The following is a 16,752-nucleotide window of genomic DNA, read 5'->3' on the forward strand; positions in this document are numbered from 1 at the left end:
GCCATTTATTAGTTTTTAGTGGCCCAAGCTACCGCTTAACACACTCAACCATGAATACCCAATAATGGAAATAGGGTGCTGGAAAAATTAAGTTCCGCAATGCATGGTTTTTAGCTTGCCAAAAACATAACATTTGACAGCATATATTCTTTCATCATTAAGCCAACTTTGATTGCAATTTCTTGGTCTGTCCACCTCATACCCAAATCCTTAATAATATCTATTGCTCCATAATTGAATGTTAATTTATCTTTATAGAATGCTCCAACATATTTATAGGCCAAGCTATGTATCGTTCTAACTTCTACATTTCTTAATTTCCCGAATGTCATATCTGCTTCTTTTTTCATACTACTATTATATACTAAGTAAAGAAATTCCTTGCATGGTCTTGCTTTGCAATAGTAATACATTGTTGTTGTTTTACTAGAACCTGCCAAAGCAGATACTACTATTTTATCTTCTGTTGAGTTTATAATTGACTTTTGTTGTTCAGTTAAGAAGAATCCTTCATCAGATTTATAATCGGATAATTCTGTACTTATACCCTCAAACTTTTTATCATAATATTCTCTTTTAAGTATATCTAAGTCACTATCTTTCAAATTTGATTCGCCATTCTCAAATATTTTATATTTTAATTCACATTCTTCTCCTGTTCCTTTAAAATGACTAAAATATTGCTTTAAAACTCCAAAGTTACGAGTTAATGAATCTCCGCATACTGGACATTTATATTCCATATTAGGTACTGAGTTTGTTATATTCACAATTAATCCATTAATATTTCTTGCTACTTTCATTTTTATCATTCTCCCTTATATTATGTATTATCTAATTCATTGCATATATAATTTTATAATTATTTTTATTCTGTTTTTGCATACCAATTAGTTATTAAATTCTTTAACATTGTATCATCTGTTATTCCCGACATCATTAAGTTCCCCATAAAATCCTCTGCTTTAGCTATGCTATTTAAAGCTTTTTCATTCCCCGAATCTCTAAATTTATCTCTTAAACTATCTTTTTTATTTAATCCTATCATCTCTTTATATTCTTTACAATCCATTCCTAATAAGATATTATAAACTATATTTGTATATTTAGCATAGATGTATCCCTCATATGGAGCAGGGTTTAAGACCTTCTGTATTGTATCAGTTAAACTTTTACGGATTCCTATTCCAAATTTACGTAAGATGTACATTTCAACTCTTTCGTCAGTAACTCTTTTAATTTCTTCGGGAGACATACTCTCCATTCCATTTACATATATTCCGTGTTCTCTTAAATTCGGAAGCACAGTTATAGCTAACCACTCTCTAAATTGCTTACCTTGTGCCCCCTCCACTCTAAAACTCCATAAATATAATTGAGGTTCAGTTATAGTCATTGATTTCATTTCTTTTCTTATCTGTTTTTTTACATCTGCATCAAGATTTTTAAAATCCCCAACGGTGGGGATTCTCTCAATCCCAACTAAATCGTCATAAACTCTTTCCCATCTAACTGTTAATGATTTTGAATCATCTTTTAATTTCTTAGTTTGAGTTATACCTAATGCTAAAGCACAGTCTTCAACATATAAACTAAGGTTATTGTCTTTGCTAACCTCATATTTTATAAGCTGATTTCCATAGCTAAATTCATCTGAAAACCCTATTTGAGACTCGCAATTATCTATCAAATTTTTACTCATTTTTCATTCTCCTTATATACTATGTATTTTCTATGAGCGTATTTATATACATAATAATATGTATTATTTATATCGTTTTATAATTACTTTTCATTAAGCCACTTTTATTTTTGACTCTTCAAGTTTTAACTCTTTTATTATTGTTTCTAAATCTTTAATTACTATGTAATCATCCTTTTGCAATCTTTTATATATCCAAGCAACACCTACGGGCGTGAACATTGCAATATTGCTCATGAATGTTTTCCCTTTTACCTTATAAGGATTAGCATTATGTCTAAAATATTGTTGAGCATTGCAATAACTAGCAAATGCAGTATAATGTTTAAGTCCTACTCTTTCTTCTCCGTCTTTATTAAGATATAGGTCTGTCATAATTATTTTATTATCTCTTAAATACTTGTAAAGATTACCTGTCCCTAGTTTTTTAATTCCTAATACTTTAGATAAAACTGCTACACTATATAATCCATCAGTAGATAAAAAATCGTCTACTATCCCTTTATACTTTCCTGCACTTATTAATAAGATATCTTTCTCTTTTAATTGATTTCTTCTATACCTATCCAATTCACCCGATGCAATTATTACACCATTTTTATCTTCGGCATTAAATATTGATAATTGAAGTTTTTGTTCTTCTGTTAACATCTGAACTGCTTCTCCTAAACTTTTTTCACATGCTATGAAATATTTTCTTGCTTCTTTACCTTTAATAGTATGTTCTATCATCGATAATTCTTTTGCCATATCAATATTTATAGCATACTCTGTTGTTTTGCTTTTTAAATTACTATCTTCACGTTCCACAAAAATATGGAATGTGGAGAAATCCTCATTTTCTATGAAATTATACTTTTTTATTCTGCCTTTTATCCATGTACTAAAGTCTTGCTTACTTTCCAAGAAAATATGTAATTCTCTTGCACTTACTAATTTATTACCTTTAGCATCCTCGACTACTTTAATCAATTCATTCATAATTATAGCTCCTTAAGTTTTAAGTCTATATGGACTATTATTTTAGGTTCTTAGGTTTTTTTCCTTGGCTCATTAGTGAATATAAATCAAGTTCCATTTTATTTCTTTTGAATATTAATCCGTGGCGTTTTATATTTATGTATGATATAATTTTATCTAAAATCATGAATACATCTCCCTGTATTTTTTTGGTTTATTCTTCCTTACAAAAACTATTATATCACCACTCAATATCATTGTAAAAAACTTTCTTTATATTTTATAATTATTTTTTATAAAACTTCTTGAAACTTAAAAATATATAGCATTATAACTTCTATAATGTGAAGTTGCCTCTATTGTACCCTATTGTAATATAGATTAGGTGTTATCTAGGTATTTAGTCTATAGACCACTATTTAAAACTCACCACGAGGCTTAAAATGAGTTTTAACACCATATCATCATTTTCTTTCTGATATTAGATACTATATTACTCTTAATTTTACTTTGTAAGAGGTAATAAGTATTTATTAAAGTCATAATCATTTACTTCTAAATTATTTTCATACAGGTATTGAATCATAATTTTTTCATATATTACTAATCCTTTTTTTAACTCGGGGTTATATGTCTCTTCTTCCAATAGTCTTGAATATTCACTACAGTCTAATTCTGCAAAAATATAATATTTAATACTATCTTCATCAATAATTTCTTTTAAATTATGTTTATTATTATTTAACAAGGCAGATATATCTATAACTTTGTTCTTATTAGTTATAACCACACAATGTCTTGTTAATTGACATCCTAAGCCTCCAACATAACAGTATCCTATTTTGACTATATCTACTTTAAATTGAGACAATAAACATTCTGTAACTAAATTCAGTGTGTTATTATAACATAGTCCCTTTTCTAACTTATCTTTAACTTCTTCAAATAAAGATATTGTATTTTCTATATCAAATTCTAATATTTTAATAATTATATCTCAACCCCTTTCATCCTAGAACCTTAGTTAAGGTCTATTTAAATTTAAATCTCTATTTACTAAATAATTCAACTAATTTTTTCCAAAAACTTTTGTTTTGTTGCTCATTTAATAGTTTTATTTGAAAAAAATCTGCTTTCCTTTCTTCCATCTGCTCTTTCAGTAGTCCTACTAACTCAATATCATGCTCTTTAATTTTAGCCTGCCCTTCTACTACCTCATTTAATTTATTTCCAATAATATCATCTATATTAGTAGCTATCTGCTCTATTATATTATCTTTTAACCCTTCATAGTTTTCTTTTAATGTACTTATCAATTCTTCTTTAATTTCTATTAATTGGTTATGTTGTTCTTCTTTCATTTCCTTTTTTAATTCTAAAAATTGAGTGTGTTGCTCCTCAAGAAGTGTGATAGCTATTGCTTTTATACTCAGAGGGTTACTTTCTTTTATTTGAATACCTTCCCCTTCTTCTAAAGATACCTCAGAAATATACTCTGCAATTTGCTTTAAGGTTAAACCCTCTTGTTTTAACTCAAGTATATATTTAAGTTTTTTGATATCTTCATCTTTGTATCTTCTTTGTTTATTTGAAAATTGAATATCTAAAGTGTCATTAAACACACTTGTATAATATCTTATTTTACTATCAGTTTCTCCTAGTAATGTGGCAACTTGTGAGGTTGAATAGAATAACACTTTTCCTCTGATTTCTTTTTCAGTTTCATTTACACCATGATAATCAACATCTTGAAAGTCTTCCATAATAATTGATTCTCCTTCCTTAAACTAAATCATACTATAAGTATAACATATTCAAAGTAAAAGTATATATTAACTTTTGCTCTACATTAATAGTAGTTAAAATTTGGTTTACTTTAATTAAATATTGCTTAGAGTTTTGTTTGCTTATATTAAGTGTTACTTCGGCTTTGATTTACATTAACTTATTTATACTTTGACTTTGCTCTAGCATTATATAGTGTTACTTTGGGTTTACTACTATTTAATTATGTGAAAGTTTCGCTTTACTTTAGGTTAACAATATGATACTTTGGGTTTACTATAATACATATTTATGCACCTTTTACTTTGCTTTAATTGACCATTATGAGGCTTTTACTTCACTTTGATAGCTATATTCAATGATTTTGCTTTACTTTGGTCTAAAAAAGGGGTTTATATCTATTAAATAAGCATTTATATTAGATATTGATAATATAATGCCGTATTAATACCAATTAAATCTCATTTTATTACTAATATAAGTATAATACAGGTGTATTGTAGTATTATTTAACTACTTTAAAGGATAATTATAGTGCCATTAAGATACCATTTTAGTTCTATTATAATACCATACTACTGCCATTTTAAATATTCGGTAAAATTTTCCAATAGGGTATTGCAACTATTGTTCTTATATGTTAATATGAGTTCAAGAAAAGTAATTGCTAAGTTACTACCAAGTGAGTTCCAATTAAAGTCTAATTAAATTCCAATTAAGAACCACTTGCGTTCTAACTTATTCTTATTTGATACCAATTCATTTCCATTAGACTGCTAAATAACTATCATTTAAAGTAGAGGTGAAATAAAACTGGATAACATGGTTTTTACAGAGAACGACTATAAAATATTAAAATCAGTAATTGATAGGAATGATGAAAAAAAAGGTTTATGTAAAATTAATGGTACAAGCATAAATGAAATAAAGCTTAAAACACAATTATCTGATAAGAAGATTAGGTTAGCCATTAAAAGATTTACAGAAGTCGGTTTCATTTCAGAAGGTGCTTCTATTGTTAGAACAAAGACTTATATGTTAACAGAAGAAGGATTTACAGAATTAAATAGCTTAAGACTAAATATATTTGGGAGGTAATTAATATGAAAAAAGAAGATATACTTGTTATTGGAGCAGGGGGATGCGGTAATCGTCAACTAAATGAACTAATGAAGCTAGATGCTCGTTATGGTGGACTGTTTTTAAATAGTAATCTTAGTGAAATGGATGAATTAGAATATTTTGATAAAGATAGAAGATGTTTTTACATATCTAATGCAGATGGTTGTGGCAAAGATATGGAAAAAATGAAACAGTTTGCAAAAGAAGAAGCTCCTAAGTTTTATGTTATGATTAAGAAATTTACACAACCATACTTTTTGTTTCTTGCTAGTGCAAATGGTGGGACAGGCTCGATGGCAACCCTTATGTATGCCAAATTAATTAAGAGTAAATGTTCAGAAAAAAGTATTAATCTAGCTATAACGTTTCCTGCCCTTACTGAAACTAGCACAGATTTTGAGAATGCTATTCAATTTTGGAATGAAGTGTCTGCCCTTAAGAAAAATAATATTATAGATTCCATTCAATATATAGATAACAATAAGGGAAGCGAAAAAGAAGTTAATATTAAAGCTATGAAGCAATTAGATGAAAGTTTTAATATGGTTAATGGAAAACTAGATACCTCGGATTCACTAAAAGTACATTCTACAGTTGGATATAAAGTATTCTTGAAATTAGATGAAAATATAGAAAATAGAGAAGAGGCCATAGATACTGCAATTAAAAATAGTATGTTTTATATGCCTAGCAATTTTGAATGTGATAAGATGATAGGGGATATCAATACAAATGATTTTAGTATTAAGTTTATAAAAGAAGAATTTGAATGTTATGATTTTAGTAAATTTAACGAAAACACAGATAATGAAACTAAAATATTATTAGGTGGATGTGAAATGCCTAAAGAAACAATTGACTTGGTATGCGAGGCATTAAAAGAATTAAAGAATAAAAAAAGAAAAAGAGTTGTTGAAGAAGATATCATTATAAAAAGAAATAAGCCTACAAATGCAAGTAAGAAAGATGAAGTTCCAACAAAAAGTAGAATCACCAGTTCAGACTTAAATGAGTTATTTGCAGATGATAGCTTTTGGGATAACTAGAATGAAAAATTGGAATATAGTTAGAGAAGAACTTGAACGTTTATTAGGAAAATTTATTGATTTAGATGGCTTTTCTCCTAATAGCAAAATAACAAAGATTGTAACTGTAGCAACAAATGAAAAAGAAAATAATTTTTTTATTGGAGTACTACCTATTGATGGAGCATATGAAAGTAGTACAGTTTTTGAAGGAACAAAAGATTTGACATGGTTCAAATATCCAGAGGAATATTCTAACACAGGAGTATTTTGGTTAGATAAAAATATGGTTATTAACATTAAAGATTTAATGTATTTAAGACAAAGGTTTAGTTTATAAGACATTTCAAAGCCTATTAGAACGATTTAATCATAAAAGGTGCTAGATTACCTAAATTGATTGTATTTACTCTAATAGGCTTTTAGCTTGTATACATCTCCTATGACACCTGTGTTCATTATCTATAATATAGTTCTGTAAAATCAGTCATTGACCGTTGATTTTTGCCCTTTTTCAGTCATTGACCGTTGATTTTTCGGTCTAAAATATCGCCTGTAATACTTGTAGTATAAAGATTAGCTCCGATTAGGTTGTCAATGTCCTCTCTTTACTCTTATGTGTTTTAAATGTGAATATAGTGAACATGTACTTATTAATATAGGATACGATAGTAGACTATATTCCTATGTGACAAGTCTTTTAATTGTCTCATAGGTAACTCTTCGATACCTTATTGTTTTAGCCTAACCCGTTAAATTTACTTATAAATGAAGAGTAAGGATAAACTGACATCCTTACTCTTAAATATACTTAATACTCATTCGTTACCTCATTCCTAATAAGTATATTTAGAATTACAACTTTATATTTTTATGCCAAAGTGTAACATTAACATTTTAAACTCATTTGAATCTGACCCTTTATAATATAATAATGGATTTACTGCTACGGTACTTTTACTATAATCCATATCGCCTTGTATTGTTTTGAATATATTATAATTACAATATTTCAATCCATAGAAGTCCTTTTTAAATCTTGATGTATTGCTCCTATTATATCCCAATAAGTCAATTACATCTCCAACTGTTAAAAGCTCAATCTTATCTTTATTTATTTCATCTGAATTTTTGCATAGAACATTATATTTCCAATTTACATATGGAAGCAACTTATACACTATAACTAATTTGCCTTGACCTCTTACTGGTGTTTGAATAAATAGCTCTCTTGTTGTCTTAGTATATAATCTTGTGAAGTCCTCTAGTTTATTACTGGATATTTTCTTATACTCTACCTCATTGCCCCTGTAAAAGTAAGCAATATTGATATATATTTTATCTCCACGTTGCTCTATTAATTTATTATGTAAAATTTTATTATAGAATAGGGGGAAATTTGTACTTCCAAGTTTTAATTTTTGCTTTAGCACTTCTTTTGTTATATAAACTTTATTATTATCTTCCATCAATGCACCATTCTTTTTTATGTATGTCCCTATAAATACAAACTTAGCTAACTCACTATCATTCAATATCTCTTGCAGATGATTTATATTTTTAAATATGAAGAATACGAAATTGCCACAAATTGTATCCTGCATTTCTTGAAATTCTATATTCTGTTTCTTTTTCTCTAAAAATTTCTTACCCCTTAACTTATCATCTATATCATATACTGTTACAAATCCAACCTTTGCCTCTGTCTCTATATCATATGTACCTAACTGTTTACTCATTAATACAGTAACTCCACCTTTCTTATTTGTGTTTTATATTTATTTTTTATTGCTATTTAATAATTCACTCGGTATCTTTGATAAATTATATATTTGTTGCTCAAGAGTTTTCTGAATTAATTGCTGAGAATCTAATTGAAGTATATCAAACTTTAGGGGTTCTATTGGAATAGGGGACATTAGATATTCATTATTGAAAAGTTCCTCATTACTATTAATATTTACTATTTTACCTCTTTGAAATCCTTTCATTCCTTCAATATTTAGACTCCTTGATTCTCTTCCTCTAAATCTATCCATTTCTTTTAACATATTATTTTCTGCTGAACTATGAAAATGTATTTGTTTACTTGTTAATAATTCCTTTATTATCTCTGTCATATTGCTCATATATATTACTCCTTATTGACATATAATAATGATTAATCATCATTCGTTTTACTCATTCTTCCTTAATCATTATTATATGTACAGTTTATTATTGGCTTTTGCGTTTCTACAATAAATCTTGAAAATTTCTTGGTTAGACAACTATTACATAATCGGGATTCATCATATTGGTATATATCTGGATAATCTTTTCCATATTCATTACATACACTTTCTACTAAAAATTTAGTTAAGTTATCATCATTAATACATGTGAAGTTACATTCTTCCATTGTTACATCTTTACATTCTTTACTATACATTTTACATATCATATTAATTTTCTCCTCTCTTGAGATTTTGATTCGGAATTAATTCTTAAAACTTCATGTTTACAATCTTATTATATACCCTTAATACTAATATATCAATATCATTTTATAAATATTTTTTATAACCTTACCCCATGTATCACATATACTCTAATTTGACCTGTAATACGTAACCCCACCCCTCCCTATACATTGAGCCTATTATTTATTTCTTTTGGTTAGAAGGGTGTTTTTGAGTGGTTATTGTTTGTTAAGAGTATATGTTAAGTTGATTTTTATTGATATCAGTTTCCAACGTGGAAGTAGGGTACATTTTTATTTTAGTAGTTTTCATTTATATAGATATAGTTTTTCGACTGTTTTTACGAGTCTTTTTTAGGTGATGATTATGCTTGGGAATAATATGTGGGTTAGGATTATTGGGAATTTATGATTAATTTTGAGTAGGGGATATATTGGGTAAATTTGGATTTATGAGATGGAATTGGAGATTGTATTAACTGGGATTGTAGAGTAGGGATAATTTGATTGTGATTTTAAATGACGATAAGTTTAGATATGCTCACGGGAATTTATGGTAAAAAAGGTGTTTTAAAAGTAAAAACGTACCCCCCATATAGTTTTTTAACCCTCTATAATGTATATTATAAAGGGTTGTTGGTCTGTAAAGGTCTGCTGTGCCTCATTTTATCATTTTTATGTGATTATGGATAGTGATTATTGTTTAAGAGTAATGATATTTGAAAATGACAATATAAGGATAAGAGATAAAAAAGTTCTTGACAATTTCGTTTTTAACATGATTTTACATAAAGAACTTATCTAATATAAACTTAAATCACACTCAATCACCAATACAACTGCCAAACAACAATTCCAATCAATCACCTCCAACCAAAACAATTCACTCAATACAACCTCACAACCTCCTATAATCCACTATCCACACACATAAAAAAATCATAATGAACGCACTTCAAACCTTATATATCCTCATTATAAAGAAACTATACTATATAAATTCAGCACAGGGCATACAATAAATAAGTCATAATTGACTAAAATATTAAACTGTATTACAATAATAGAAAGAAAGACAAAGAGGTAAAGACAAATAGACCAATAGTATTAACCTTTACTATTATTATACTTTGCATATATGATATACATGGTATCATTTATATACTAATGGCTAATATGACACTAACTGTCAACCATATACATAGTATATCATATGTCATAACATCTTATATGATACATAGTATCATTACTGTATATAGTATCAACATTAATAGATAGTATATATACATACAATGATTATATATACTTAGGGCATAACTAACATGTAGTGTTAAATATAATAGTAGGTATCTTTTATATACTAAGCAACTTATATACACTTACTACTTATTATATACCTGCAATCTAATAACGGTGTATACCTTCGATAGATATTAACTATTATATAAATACATACCATACATGTCACATACTATATGCTGTATAGATGCTTAGTATATTGTATATAGTTGGTATCTATTTGATACTTAATATATATATATGCTATATGTGCTATATACATACATAGTTACTTATCTTATACTTCAATGCAGTAAAGTGAGAGTGTGAATACTGTTGGATTCTGCTGATTTTTTATAATGGATTATAAATAATTATATAACAATAGCGTGTGTAAGTTATCGCTTAAAAATGAATATTCGATGTATAATTCAACACAATCGAAGTTGTAAACCCATTGCCTAAGCCATTACTTAATGGTATTCAATACTATATACATGATTATACATGAATAATGCATAAATATACAGGGGCATATTCAAAACAGGCATAAAAAGGGTGATATTTATTGATAAACGATAAACTTATACAGTAATTTACATTAATTAAGAGGTATAAATATTAGTATATATTCATATATTTATATAATATGATATATAATCATTAATTACAGTAATGTATAATATACAACGTTATGCAATAATTAGTGAATAATATTCAACGCTCCATATATTCAATAAATATAATATGAATATTTTAATATATCCAGTAAAATCCATATATTAAAAATAAAATAGAGGTATAAAAAAATCTCTGCTTATATATAGAAAAGTTTTATAATAAACAATTATAAAATAAAGTATTGACATGTTGCACTAATAAGATTATACTTATTTTAGATTCAATTTAATAAAAAAGGGGTTGCATTAAAATGAAAAACAACATAGAAAATTTAACAATAATTGAAACTGCTATATTAAAAATAAATTCTAAAATAAATATTAATATACCTAAAATTATAGAAGTAACGGAAAAGGAATTAAAAGCAATGAAAATAATTAATGAGCATGATATAATTGGAGTTTATAACACACCGAACAAAACAATATATTTAGTAATTGGAGAATATGCAGAAAAAACTGTAATACATGAAATAGGGCATTACATCCATGATGTATATTTTAATAATAAAGAAATACGGTTTAATTCAATAGGTAAATCAAGAAGGGCAGAAAAAAATTGCTATGAAAATTTTGCAGAATGTTTTTTACAATTCATAAATGGTAGATGGGCTGACTTAAAAAGGGTTGAAAAAATGAATGAATTATTAAAAGGTTTAAAATTAAGTAACTGAAAAGTTACTTTTTTTATTATCCTAAAACAAGCATATAACAATATAATAACAATGATTCTATATTATATCTAAATAACTATAAAGTAGCTTATAATTGATATTAGGCATGTTTTAATAGGGTTATAAATGAATTATAGATATAAACATTATATAATAAAACAGGTATAAAAAATTTAATGAAAACTAACTATAAAATAGTATTGACAAACTAAACCATATGATATATTATAGTAATTGCAGTACATATTAAAAATAATTATAAAAGGCGGTTGTTAAAATGGATAATAAATTTATGACTTTTCAAAAATGGATGCTTATTACATGGGATGCCGATACAAACAATTTAACAAAATATGAGGAATCTTTAATTGAAAATTTTCAAGATGAATATGGGGATTATTTACATTCTTTAGGATATAAAAGTACAAGTGCAGGAATAGTAAAATTTTAAAAGTTTTTAAAGGATATAATGAAAAATAAGCCTTATATCCTTAATAAAGCTTTTACAAGCTAATTTTAAAAGGTGGTTTTTTATAATGAAAAAAATATCAATAATCTTTGCAAGTGTAATAATAATATTAATGTTGGGTACAAATGTAGCACAGGCGAAAATAATCAAAACAGGGGCGGTAATAAAAAATATTACATATACCGATTACGGTTATAGCATGAATATAATAACAACTAGCGGAGACTTATGGGGGCTAGAAATCTGTGAGGGTATACCATGCGACAAAAATATATTGAACGTTTTAAACAAGTCCTTAAATAGGAAACATTTATATGTCATTTTTGATGATAATAACACTAGTGTAACAGATGATGATGAACCTCTTTTATGGAATATATTGGATTAATTTTAAAGGTAGCTGAGAAGCTACTTTTTATTTTACCCTAATGTAAACGTATACAATTTATAAATTAGTAAAACACTAATGATAAAATATATTTATAATAAAAATGTTCGTACCAGTACGAATTATATTTATAATTTAGCATAATTACAAAATAATAACATATGCAAATAATTATAAAATATTAAAATAAATATCCTTGTAAATCCTTTAAATACCTCATTTATGAATTGTATAAAAACTAATTATAAAATAAGCTTGACAAACTAAACACGAACATTGTATACTTATTTTAGAAACAAAGTAGTAAACGAAACAAACTAAAATAAAAAGGTGGTTATTAAAAATGATAAACAAGAAAGAAACGCAACTTATAGAAACTGCACTATATAAAAATGCTAAAAATGTAGCAAACTTAATTATTAACAAGGACATAAAAAGTGCATACATAAAATATGAAACTGTTAGACAATTTGCAAATATATTAGGAACTGAGAATATTTTTAATAGAGAAATAAAAGATATCTTACTAAAAACTTTCAAGAAAGATAATGTAAATTTATTCTTTGAAAGCTTTGGAGTTAATTACACCGATTATAAAAATAATGAATATGGAATAACTGATTATGAGATATTAGAAAGGTAGCTAATAAAGCTACCTTTTTTCATTGTCAAAACTAATTATAAAATAGTATTGACATATTAAACTATATAATATATACTTGTAATTGTAATCAAGTATTTCAAATTTAAATAAGAGGGCGGTTGTTAATAATGAATATAGCAAAATATTGTCATGATAAAAAAATGAGCAAAGAGGAATATAATAATTTTAAAGAAAATATAAAAACCTTAGCACTTGCAATAAAAACACCCTTACAATATAGGAATGGAATATATTATAGCACAGGCGAATTATTTACATATAACACCAATGAAGATATAAAGCATTTTTTAATTCAAGAGTTAAAACTTTAGGAATTGAATTTATAAACAATAATACATTATATCGAGTTACTGAATAATCAGTAACTTTTTTTATTTATTCACATGTAAACGTTTACTAAATCTGTTAACAACATAACTCTATGTAAACGATTACTTTTGCATTGTAGCATAAAAGCGTATAATTGTATTAAATATATATAAAGGTCGCTCAAAAATCACATGTGATACTATAAAACAGGGTTTAAAGGGTTTTAACGGTTGTAATTCCAAGGTTAAGGAATATATATTATTTGTATATGTAAACGTATTCAGAGTAAACCACGAACAATTTTTCATATTTAAAATAATATTGTTTGCCCCATGCCGAACGATGTGGAATTTTCAGAATAATTAAATAAATTAAGAATAACAAATAATTATAAAAAGTCAAAAATAATTATACCTCTTAAGCATTGGTATTACAGGGTTTGGAAAATAGTTTAAAAGTATTTTTTAAATAGTATTGACAAACTAAACATGAACATGGTATATTAATTACAGAAGCAAGGGACAAACGCACCACACTAACCGAAACAAACTTCACCGCACCAATAAAACAAGTCATAAAAAATAATTATGAAATAGTATTGACAGACTAAATTACATATGATATTATGTTTATAGAAACACACGGCAAAACAAAATTTAAGGAGTGATTGATTATGAAAAAAGCAATTTTAACAATGGGTTTACCTGCAAGTGGAAAAAGTACAGTTTTAAACAATTTAGGATTTTTAAACGGAGATTACACAAACATCGACCCCGACTTAATCAAAGCAGAAAAATTGGATTATGACCCTAAGCAACCTCAAGTATACCATTCATGGTCACAAGTAGAGACAAAGAAAAGAATAGCAATGGCAATAATCGAAGAAAAAAATATAATCATTGATGGAACTGGAACAAACACCGAAAAAATGGCAAAATACATAAGAGATTTACAGGTCGAAGGATATGAAGTCACATTACTATATGTTAAAGTTTCATTGAAAACAAGTTTAGAAAGAAATTCAAAAAGAGAAAGAAATGTACCCGAAGAAATAATTAGGGAAAAATTTGAGACAATGGCCATAAGTTTTGAAATATTAAGTTCAATGGGAGATATAATCAAAGTCGTAGATAATAACTAATAAGACGGTTTGCAGTTACCGTAAAACTGTAATTCTTTCTTGTTAATAGTATTTACATACTGGATTAGGAATATATTTTTAAACTGGCTTGTTAAACATAAAAATAAAATAATAAGGTGGCTTTATATAATGGAAATTGAAAAATTAGGTAACTGTGCAACTTTAGGATTAAGTAACTCACATGCATTAAAAATATGTGTATCTGAAGATGGAGACAGTGTTTCTTATCAGTATTCACATGATAAAGAAGTATTAGAAGCCGAAATTGAGTATCTTGAGGATACAGACAATATAACGGGTTATGCCGATAGTGAAGACGGATTATTTCAACCAAGCTTTACAACGAATACTGGAGTAATTTATTTTATAGGTCAATTCATGAGAGATAATTACTAAACAATAATGTAGAAATGAATGAGTAAGGAGGTAGAAAGAATAATGTATTTAAAAAATATAGCTGAAGATTGCATATTAGAAATGAATAAATTTTTAACTCAAGATGAAATATTTATTATAAAAGAATACACAAAAGCTTTAGGCTGTTACTATAAGGGACTAAATTTGTATTGGGAGAATGAAGGAGCAGATAATATAAAAACAACTCAAAATAAATTTTGTATAAATATATACTTTAAAATCATGTATCAAATATTAAAAGAACTAATTATAGGAGTGTGCAAAGATGAATGATACAGTTGAAATTAGTATAAAGATAATTGAAGAAAGACAACTAGCACTAGATAGATATTTAACAGTTGACGAAATTTGCGAAATTATAGACTCTAATAGAAAATAATAAATGAATGAATGCTAAGACTAAAAAAGGAAGTGTATTTATAATGAATTTAAAATCAATGTTTAAAAATTTAGTAGAGATAGAAAACCCAAAATTTAAAACAGAATGGGATGACAAAGATTTTCAAAAGGTTAATAGAGCATTAATAAAATTATTTTATTTAAAATCATTAATGAACCATAGAGGAAATATTAAAAAAATATATGAATTAAAAGACATAGAAAGCTTTTTCGGATTACCTTATACTTCCAGTAGTAGTTATGCAATGATAGGAAACACAAATACTATTTTTTCTGTAGATAATGAAGGGCTATACAATATTGAACTATTTGCAATTACTGAGGATGACAAAATTATACTTGAAGTATGGGACAATGAAGAGAATGAAAAATATTTTATAATAGGTTAAGGGGGTATAAACATAATGAAAACATTATTATTTGAGGGTGCAGGAATGGAATATACAGACGAGGAGAGCAATATCGGTAACTATAGAATAAGAACTGCATTTATTAACAATGAGGGAAAACAAATATATTTAGAGATGGGAAGAAGTCCAGTATATGAAGCAAGTGGAAAGAGTAAAAAAATGAAAATTATATCAGAATGGGGAACTTGTATAAGTCACCTATTTTATATAACTGGTGATACTAAAGATTGCAATATAAATAAAATATATTATAGCCATGAAGAATTAAGAAACAACTTTAAATATAACAAAGAGGATGTTATTAAGATTATTAATAAGTTATGTAATACAAGTTTTGAAACGCTAGAAGTATTAGACCATATGGAGGGCTATGGAGTTCACAAAGATAATGAAGGTTATAATCTAATGGATAACCATATAATTAATAGGAAACGCACAATAGCAAGGACAAAAGCTTTTAATGATATTGACATGGATTACAGACGAAAATTAAATGAAAAATATTCAAAAATTAGTTTAATGGAAATGAATGATACAAATATAGTAATAAAATGTTATGCCTCAATTCAATCAATGAGTAATGCAGGCTTAAATGAAAGATGTAAAACAATTATGGTAACTTATTAAAGTAGCTTATGATAGCTACTTTTTTTAGGAGAAGTCAAAAAGACAAAGATAATTAAAACTTCTAAATTTCAATTTTAAGCCATGTTATAAATATATTAATATAATGTACTAAAGAGAAGCCAAAGAAGCTGACGGACAAGATTCAGACGGTATAAGAGAAGAATAAAAGTACATAATAAGACACTTTTTAAATATCCAAAATAAAAGAAGTAAAGACAAAAATAATTATAAGATATTTGAA

At 26.6% G+C, this 16,752-nt stretch carries 21 protein-coding genes; 13 read left to right on the forward strand and 8 right to left on the reverse strand.

All coding sequences use genetic code 11. From position 1 onward, the window contains the following. Window positions 1-110 precede the first annotated feature (110 nt). From Ctaglu_RS20915 to Ctaglu_RS20935, 5 genes are all read right to left on the reverse strand, one after another. Complete coding sequence (locus Ctaglu_RS20915; protein WP_125005386.1) at window positions 111-803, reverse strand: DEAD/DEAH box helicase family protein; 693 nt, start codon at window positions 801-803, stop codon at window positions 111-113. A 65-nt stretch (window positions 804-868) separates the two neighbouring features. Continuing rightward, the gene (locus tag Ctaglu_RS20920) at window positions 869-1,702 is read right to left on the reverse strand and encodes a BRO-N domain-containing protein (RefSeq protein WP_125005388.1); all 834 of its coding nucleotides are present in this window, start codon (window positions 1,700-1,702) and stop codon (window positions 869-871) included. A gap of 93 nt (window positions 1,703-1,795) precedes the next feature. After that, window positions 1,796-2,683 carry an antA/AntB antirepressor family protein gene (locus Ctaglu_RS20925; protein WP_125005390.1) on the reverse strand — a complete coding sequence of 296 codons (888 nt, stop codon included), beginning with the start codon at window positions 2,681-2,683 and terminating at the stop codon, window positions 1,796-1,798. 484 nt (window positions 2,684-3,167) lie between these two features. Then, a complete protein-coding gene (locus Ctaglu_RS20930; protein WP_125005393.1) occupies window positions 3,168-3,533 on the reverse strand; it encodes a hypothetical protein in 366 nt (121 codons plus the stop codon). 178 nt (window positions 3,534-3,711) lie between these two features. Beyond that, window positions 3,712-4,425: a helix-turn-helix domain-containing protein gene (locus Ctaglu_RS20935; RefSeq protein ID WP_125005395.1), complete on the reverse strand. Its 714-nt coding sequence runs from the start codon at window positions 4,423-4,425 to the stop codon at window positions 3,712-3,714. Between the two features lie 844 nt (window positions 4,426-5,269). On the opposite strand from Ctaglu_RS20935, the gene Ctaglu_RS20940 reads away from it, so the two are divergent. Genes Ctaglu_RS20940 through Ctaglu_RS20950 form a run of 3 tightly spaced genes read left to right on the forward strand, consistent with a single transcriptional unit; the run spans window position 5,270 to window position 6,934 of the window. Beyond that, window positions 5,270-5,545 carry a hypothetical protein gene (locus Ctaglu_RS20940; protein WP_125005397.1) on the forward strand — a complete coding sequence of 92 codons (276 nt, stop codon included), beginning with the start codon at window positions 5,270-5,272 and terminating at the stop codon, window positions 5,543-5,545. A gap of 5 nt (window positions 5,546-5,550) precedes the next feature. Beyond that, window positions 5,551-6,615 (forward strand): FtsZ/tubulin family protein, encoded by a 1,065-nt coding sequence (locus Ctaglu_RS20945; RefSeq protein WP_125005399.1) that lies wholly within the window; start codon window positions 5,551-5,553, stop codon window positions 6,613-6,615. Window position 6,616: 1 nt separating this feature from the next. Continuing rightward, window positions 6,617-6,934, forward strand: coding sequence for a hypothetical protein (locus Ctaglu_RS20950; protein WP_125005401.1), 318 nt, complete (start codon window positions 6,617-6,619; stop codon window positions 6,932-6,934). Between the two features lie 523 nt (window positions 6,935-7,457). On the opposite strand, the gene Ctaglu_RS20955 is transcribed toward Ctaglu_RS20950, so the two are convergent. The 3 genes from Ctaglu_RS20955 to Ctaglu_RS20965 form a co-directional block, all read right to left on the reverse strand. Further along, window positions 7,458-8,333 carry a hypothetical protein gene (locus Ctaglu_RS20955; protein ID WP_125005403.1) on the reverse strand — a complete coding sequence of 292 codons (876 nt, stop codon included), beginning with the start codon at window positions 8,331-8,333 and terminating at the stop codon, window positions 7,458-7,460. Window positions 8,334-8,372: 39 nt separating this feature from the next. Further along, window positions 8,373-8,723, reverse strand: a complete 351-nt coding sequence (locus Ctaglu_RS20960; protein ID WP_125005405.1) for a hypothetical protein — start codon at window positions 8,721-8,723, stop codon at window positions 8,373-8,375. Between the two features lie 62 nt (window positions 8,724-8,785). Next, complete coding sequence (locus Ctaglu_RS20965) at window positions 8,786-9,037, reverse strand: hypothetical protein (RefSeq protein WP_125005407.1); 252 nt, start codon at window positions 9,035-9,037, stop codon at window positions 8,786-8,788. A gap of 2,227 nt (window positions 9,038-11,264) precedes the next feature. Here Ctaglu_RS20965 and Ctaglu_RS20970 point away from each other — a divergent pair. The 10 genes from Ctaglu_RS20970 (at window position 11,265) to Ctaglu_RS21010 (ending at window position 16,511) form a co-directional block, all read left to right on the forward strand. After that, the gene (locus Ctaglu_RS20970) at window positions 11,265-11,687 is read left to right on the forward strand and encodes a hypothetical protein (protein ID WP_125005409.1); all 423 of its coding nucleotides are present in this window, start codon (window positions 11,265-11,267) and stop codon (window positions 11,685-11,687) included. A 277-nt stretch (window positions 11,688-11,964) separates the two neighbouring features. Next, complete coding sequence (locus tag Ctaglu_RS25480; protein ID WP_185732882.1) at window positions 11,965-12,138, forward strand: hypothetical protein; 174 nt, start codon at window positions 11,965-11,967, stop codon at window positions 12,136-12,138. 85 nt (window positions 12,139-12,223) lie between these two features. Further along, window positions 12,224-12,544 carry a hypothetical protein gene (locus Ctaglu_RS20975; protein WP_125005411.1) on the forward strand — a complete coding sequence of 107 codons (321 nt, stop codon included), beginning with the start codon at window positions 12,224-12,226 and terminating at the stop codon, window positions 12,542-12,544. A gap of 343 nt (window positions 12,545-12,887) precedes the next feature. After that, window positions 12,888-13,187, forward strand: coding sequence for a hypothetical protein (locus Ctaglu_RS20980; RefSeq protein ID WP_125005413.1), 300 nt, complete (start codon window positions 12,888-12,890; stop codon window positions 13,185-13,187). 128 nt (window positions 13,188-13,315) lie between these two features. Continuing rightward, window positions 13,316-13,519 (forward strand): hypothetical protein, encoded by a 204-nt coding sequence (locus Ctaglu_RS20985; protein ID WP_125005415.1) that lies wholly within the window; start codon window positions 13,316-13,318, stop codon window positions 13,517-13,519. A gap of 671 nt (window positions 13,520-14,190) precedes the next feature. Then, window positions 14,191-14,658, forward strand: a complete 468-nt coding sequence (locus tag Ctaglu_RS20990; protein WP_125005417.1) for an AAA family ATPase — start codon at window positions 14,191-14,193, stop codon at window positions 14,656-14,658. Window positions 14,659-14,787: 129 nt separating this feature from the next. Beyond that, entirely contained in the window at window positions 14,788-15,054 is a 267-nt protein-coding gene (locus Ctaglu_RS20995; RefSeq protein WP_125005419.1) for a hypothetical protein, read from the forward strand. A 42-nt stretch (window positions 15,055-15,096) separates the two neighbouring features. After that, complete coding sequence (locus tag Ctaglu_RS21000) at window positions 15,097-15,348, forward strand: hypothetical protein (protein WP_125005421.1); 252 nt, start codon at window positions 15,097-15,099, stop codon at window positions 15,346-15,348. A gap of 149 nt (window positions 15,349-15,497) precedes the next feature. Then, window positions 15,498-15,863, forward strand: coding sequence for a hypothetical protein (locus Ctaglu_RS21005; RefSeq protein WP_207669512.1), 366 nt, complete (start codon window positions 15,498-15,500; stop codon window positions 15,861-15,863). A gap of 15 nt (window positions 15,864-15,878) precedes the next feature. Beyond that, on the forward strand, window positions 15,879-16,511 hold the full coding sequence (locus Ctaglu_RS21010; protein WP_125005425.1) for a hypothetical protein: 633 nt from the start codon (window positions 15,879-15,881) through the stop codon (window positions 16,509-16,511). Window positions 16,512-16,752 lie beyond the last annotated feature (241 nt).

The sequence above is a fragment of the Clostridium tagluense genome, from assembly GCF_003865095.1.
Lineage (GTDB): Bacteria > Bacillota > Clostridia > Clostridiales > Clostridiaceae > Clostridium_AD > Clostridium_AD tagluense.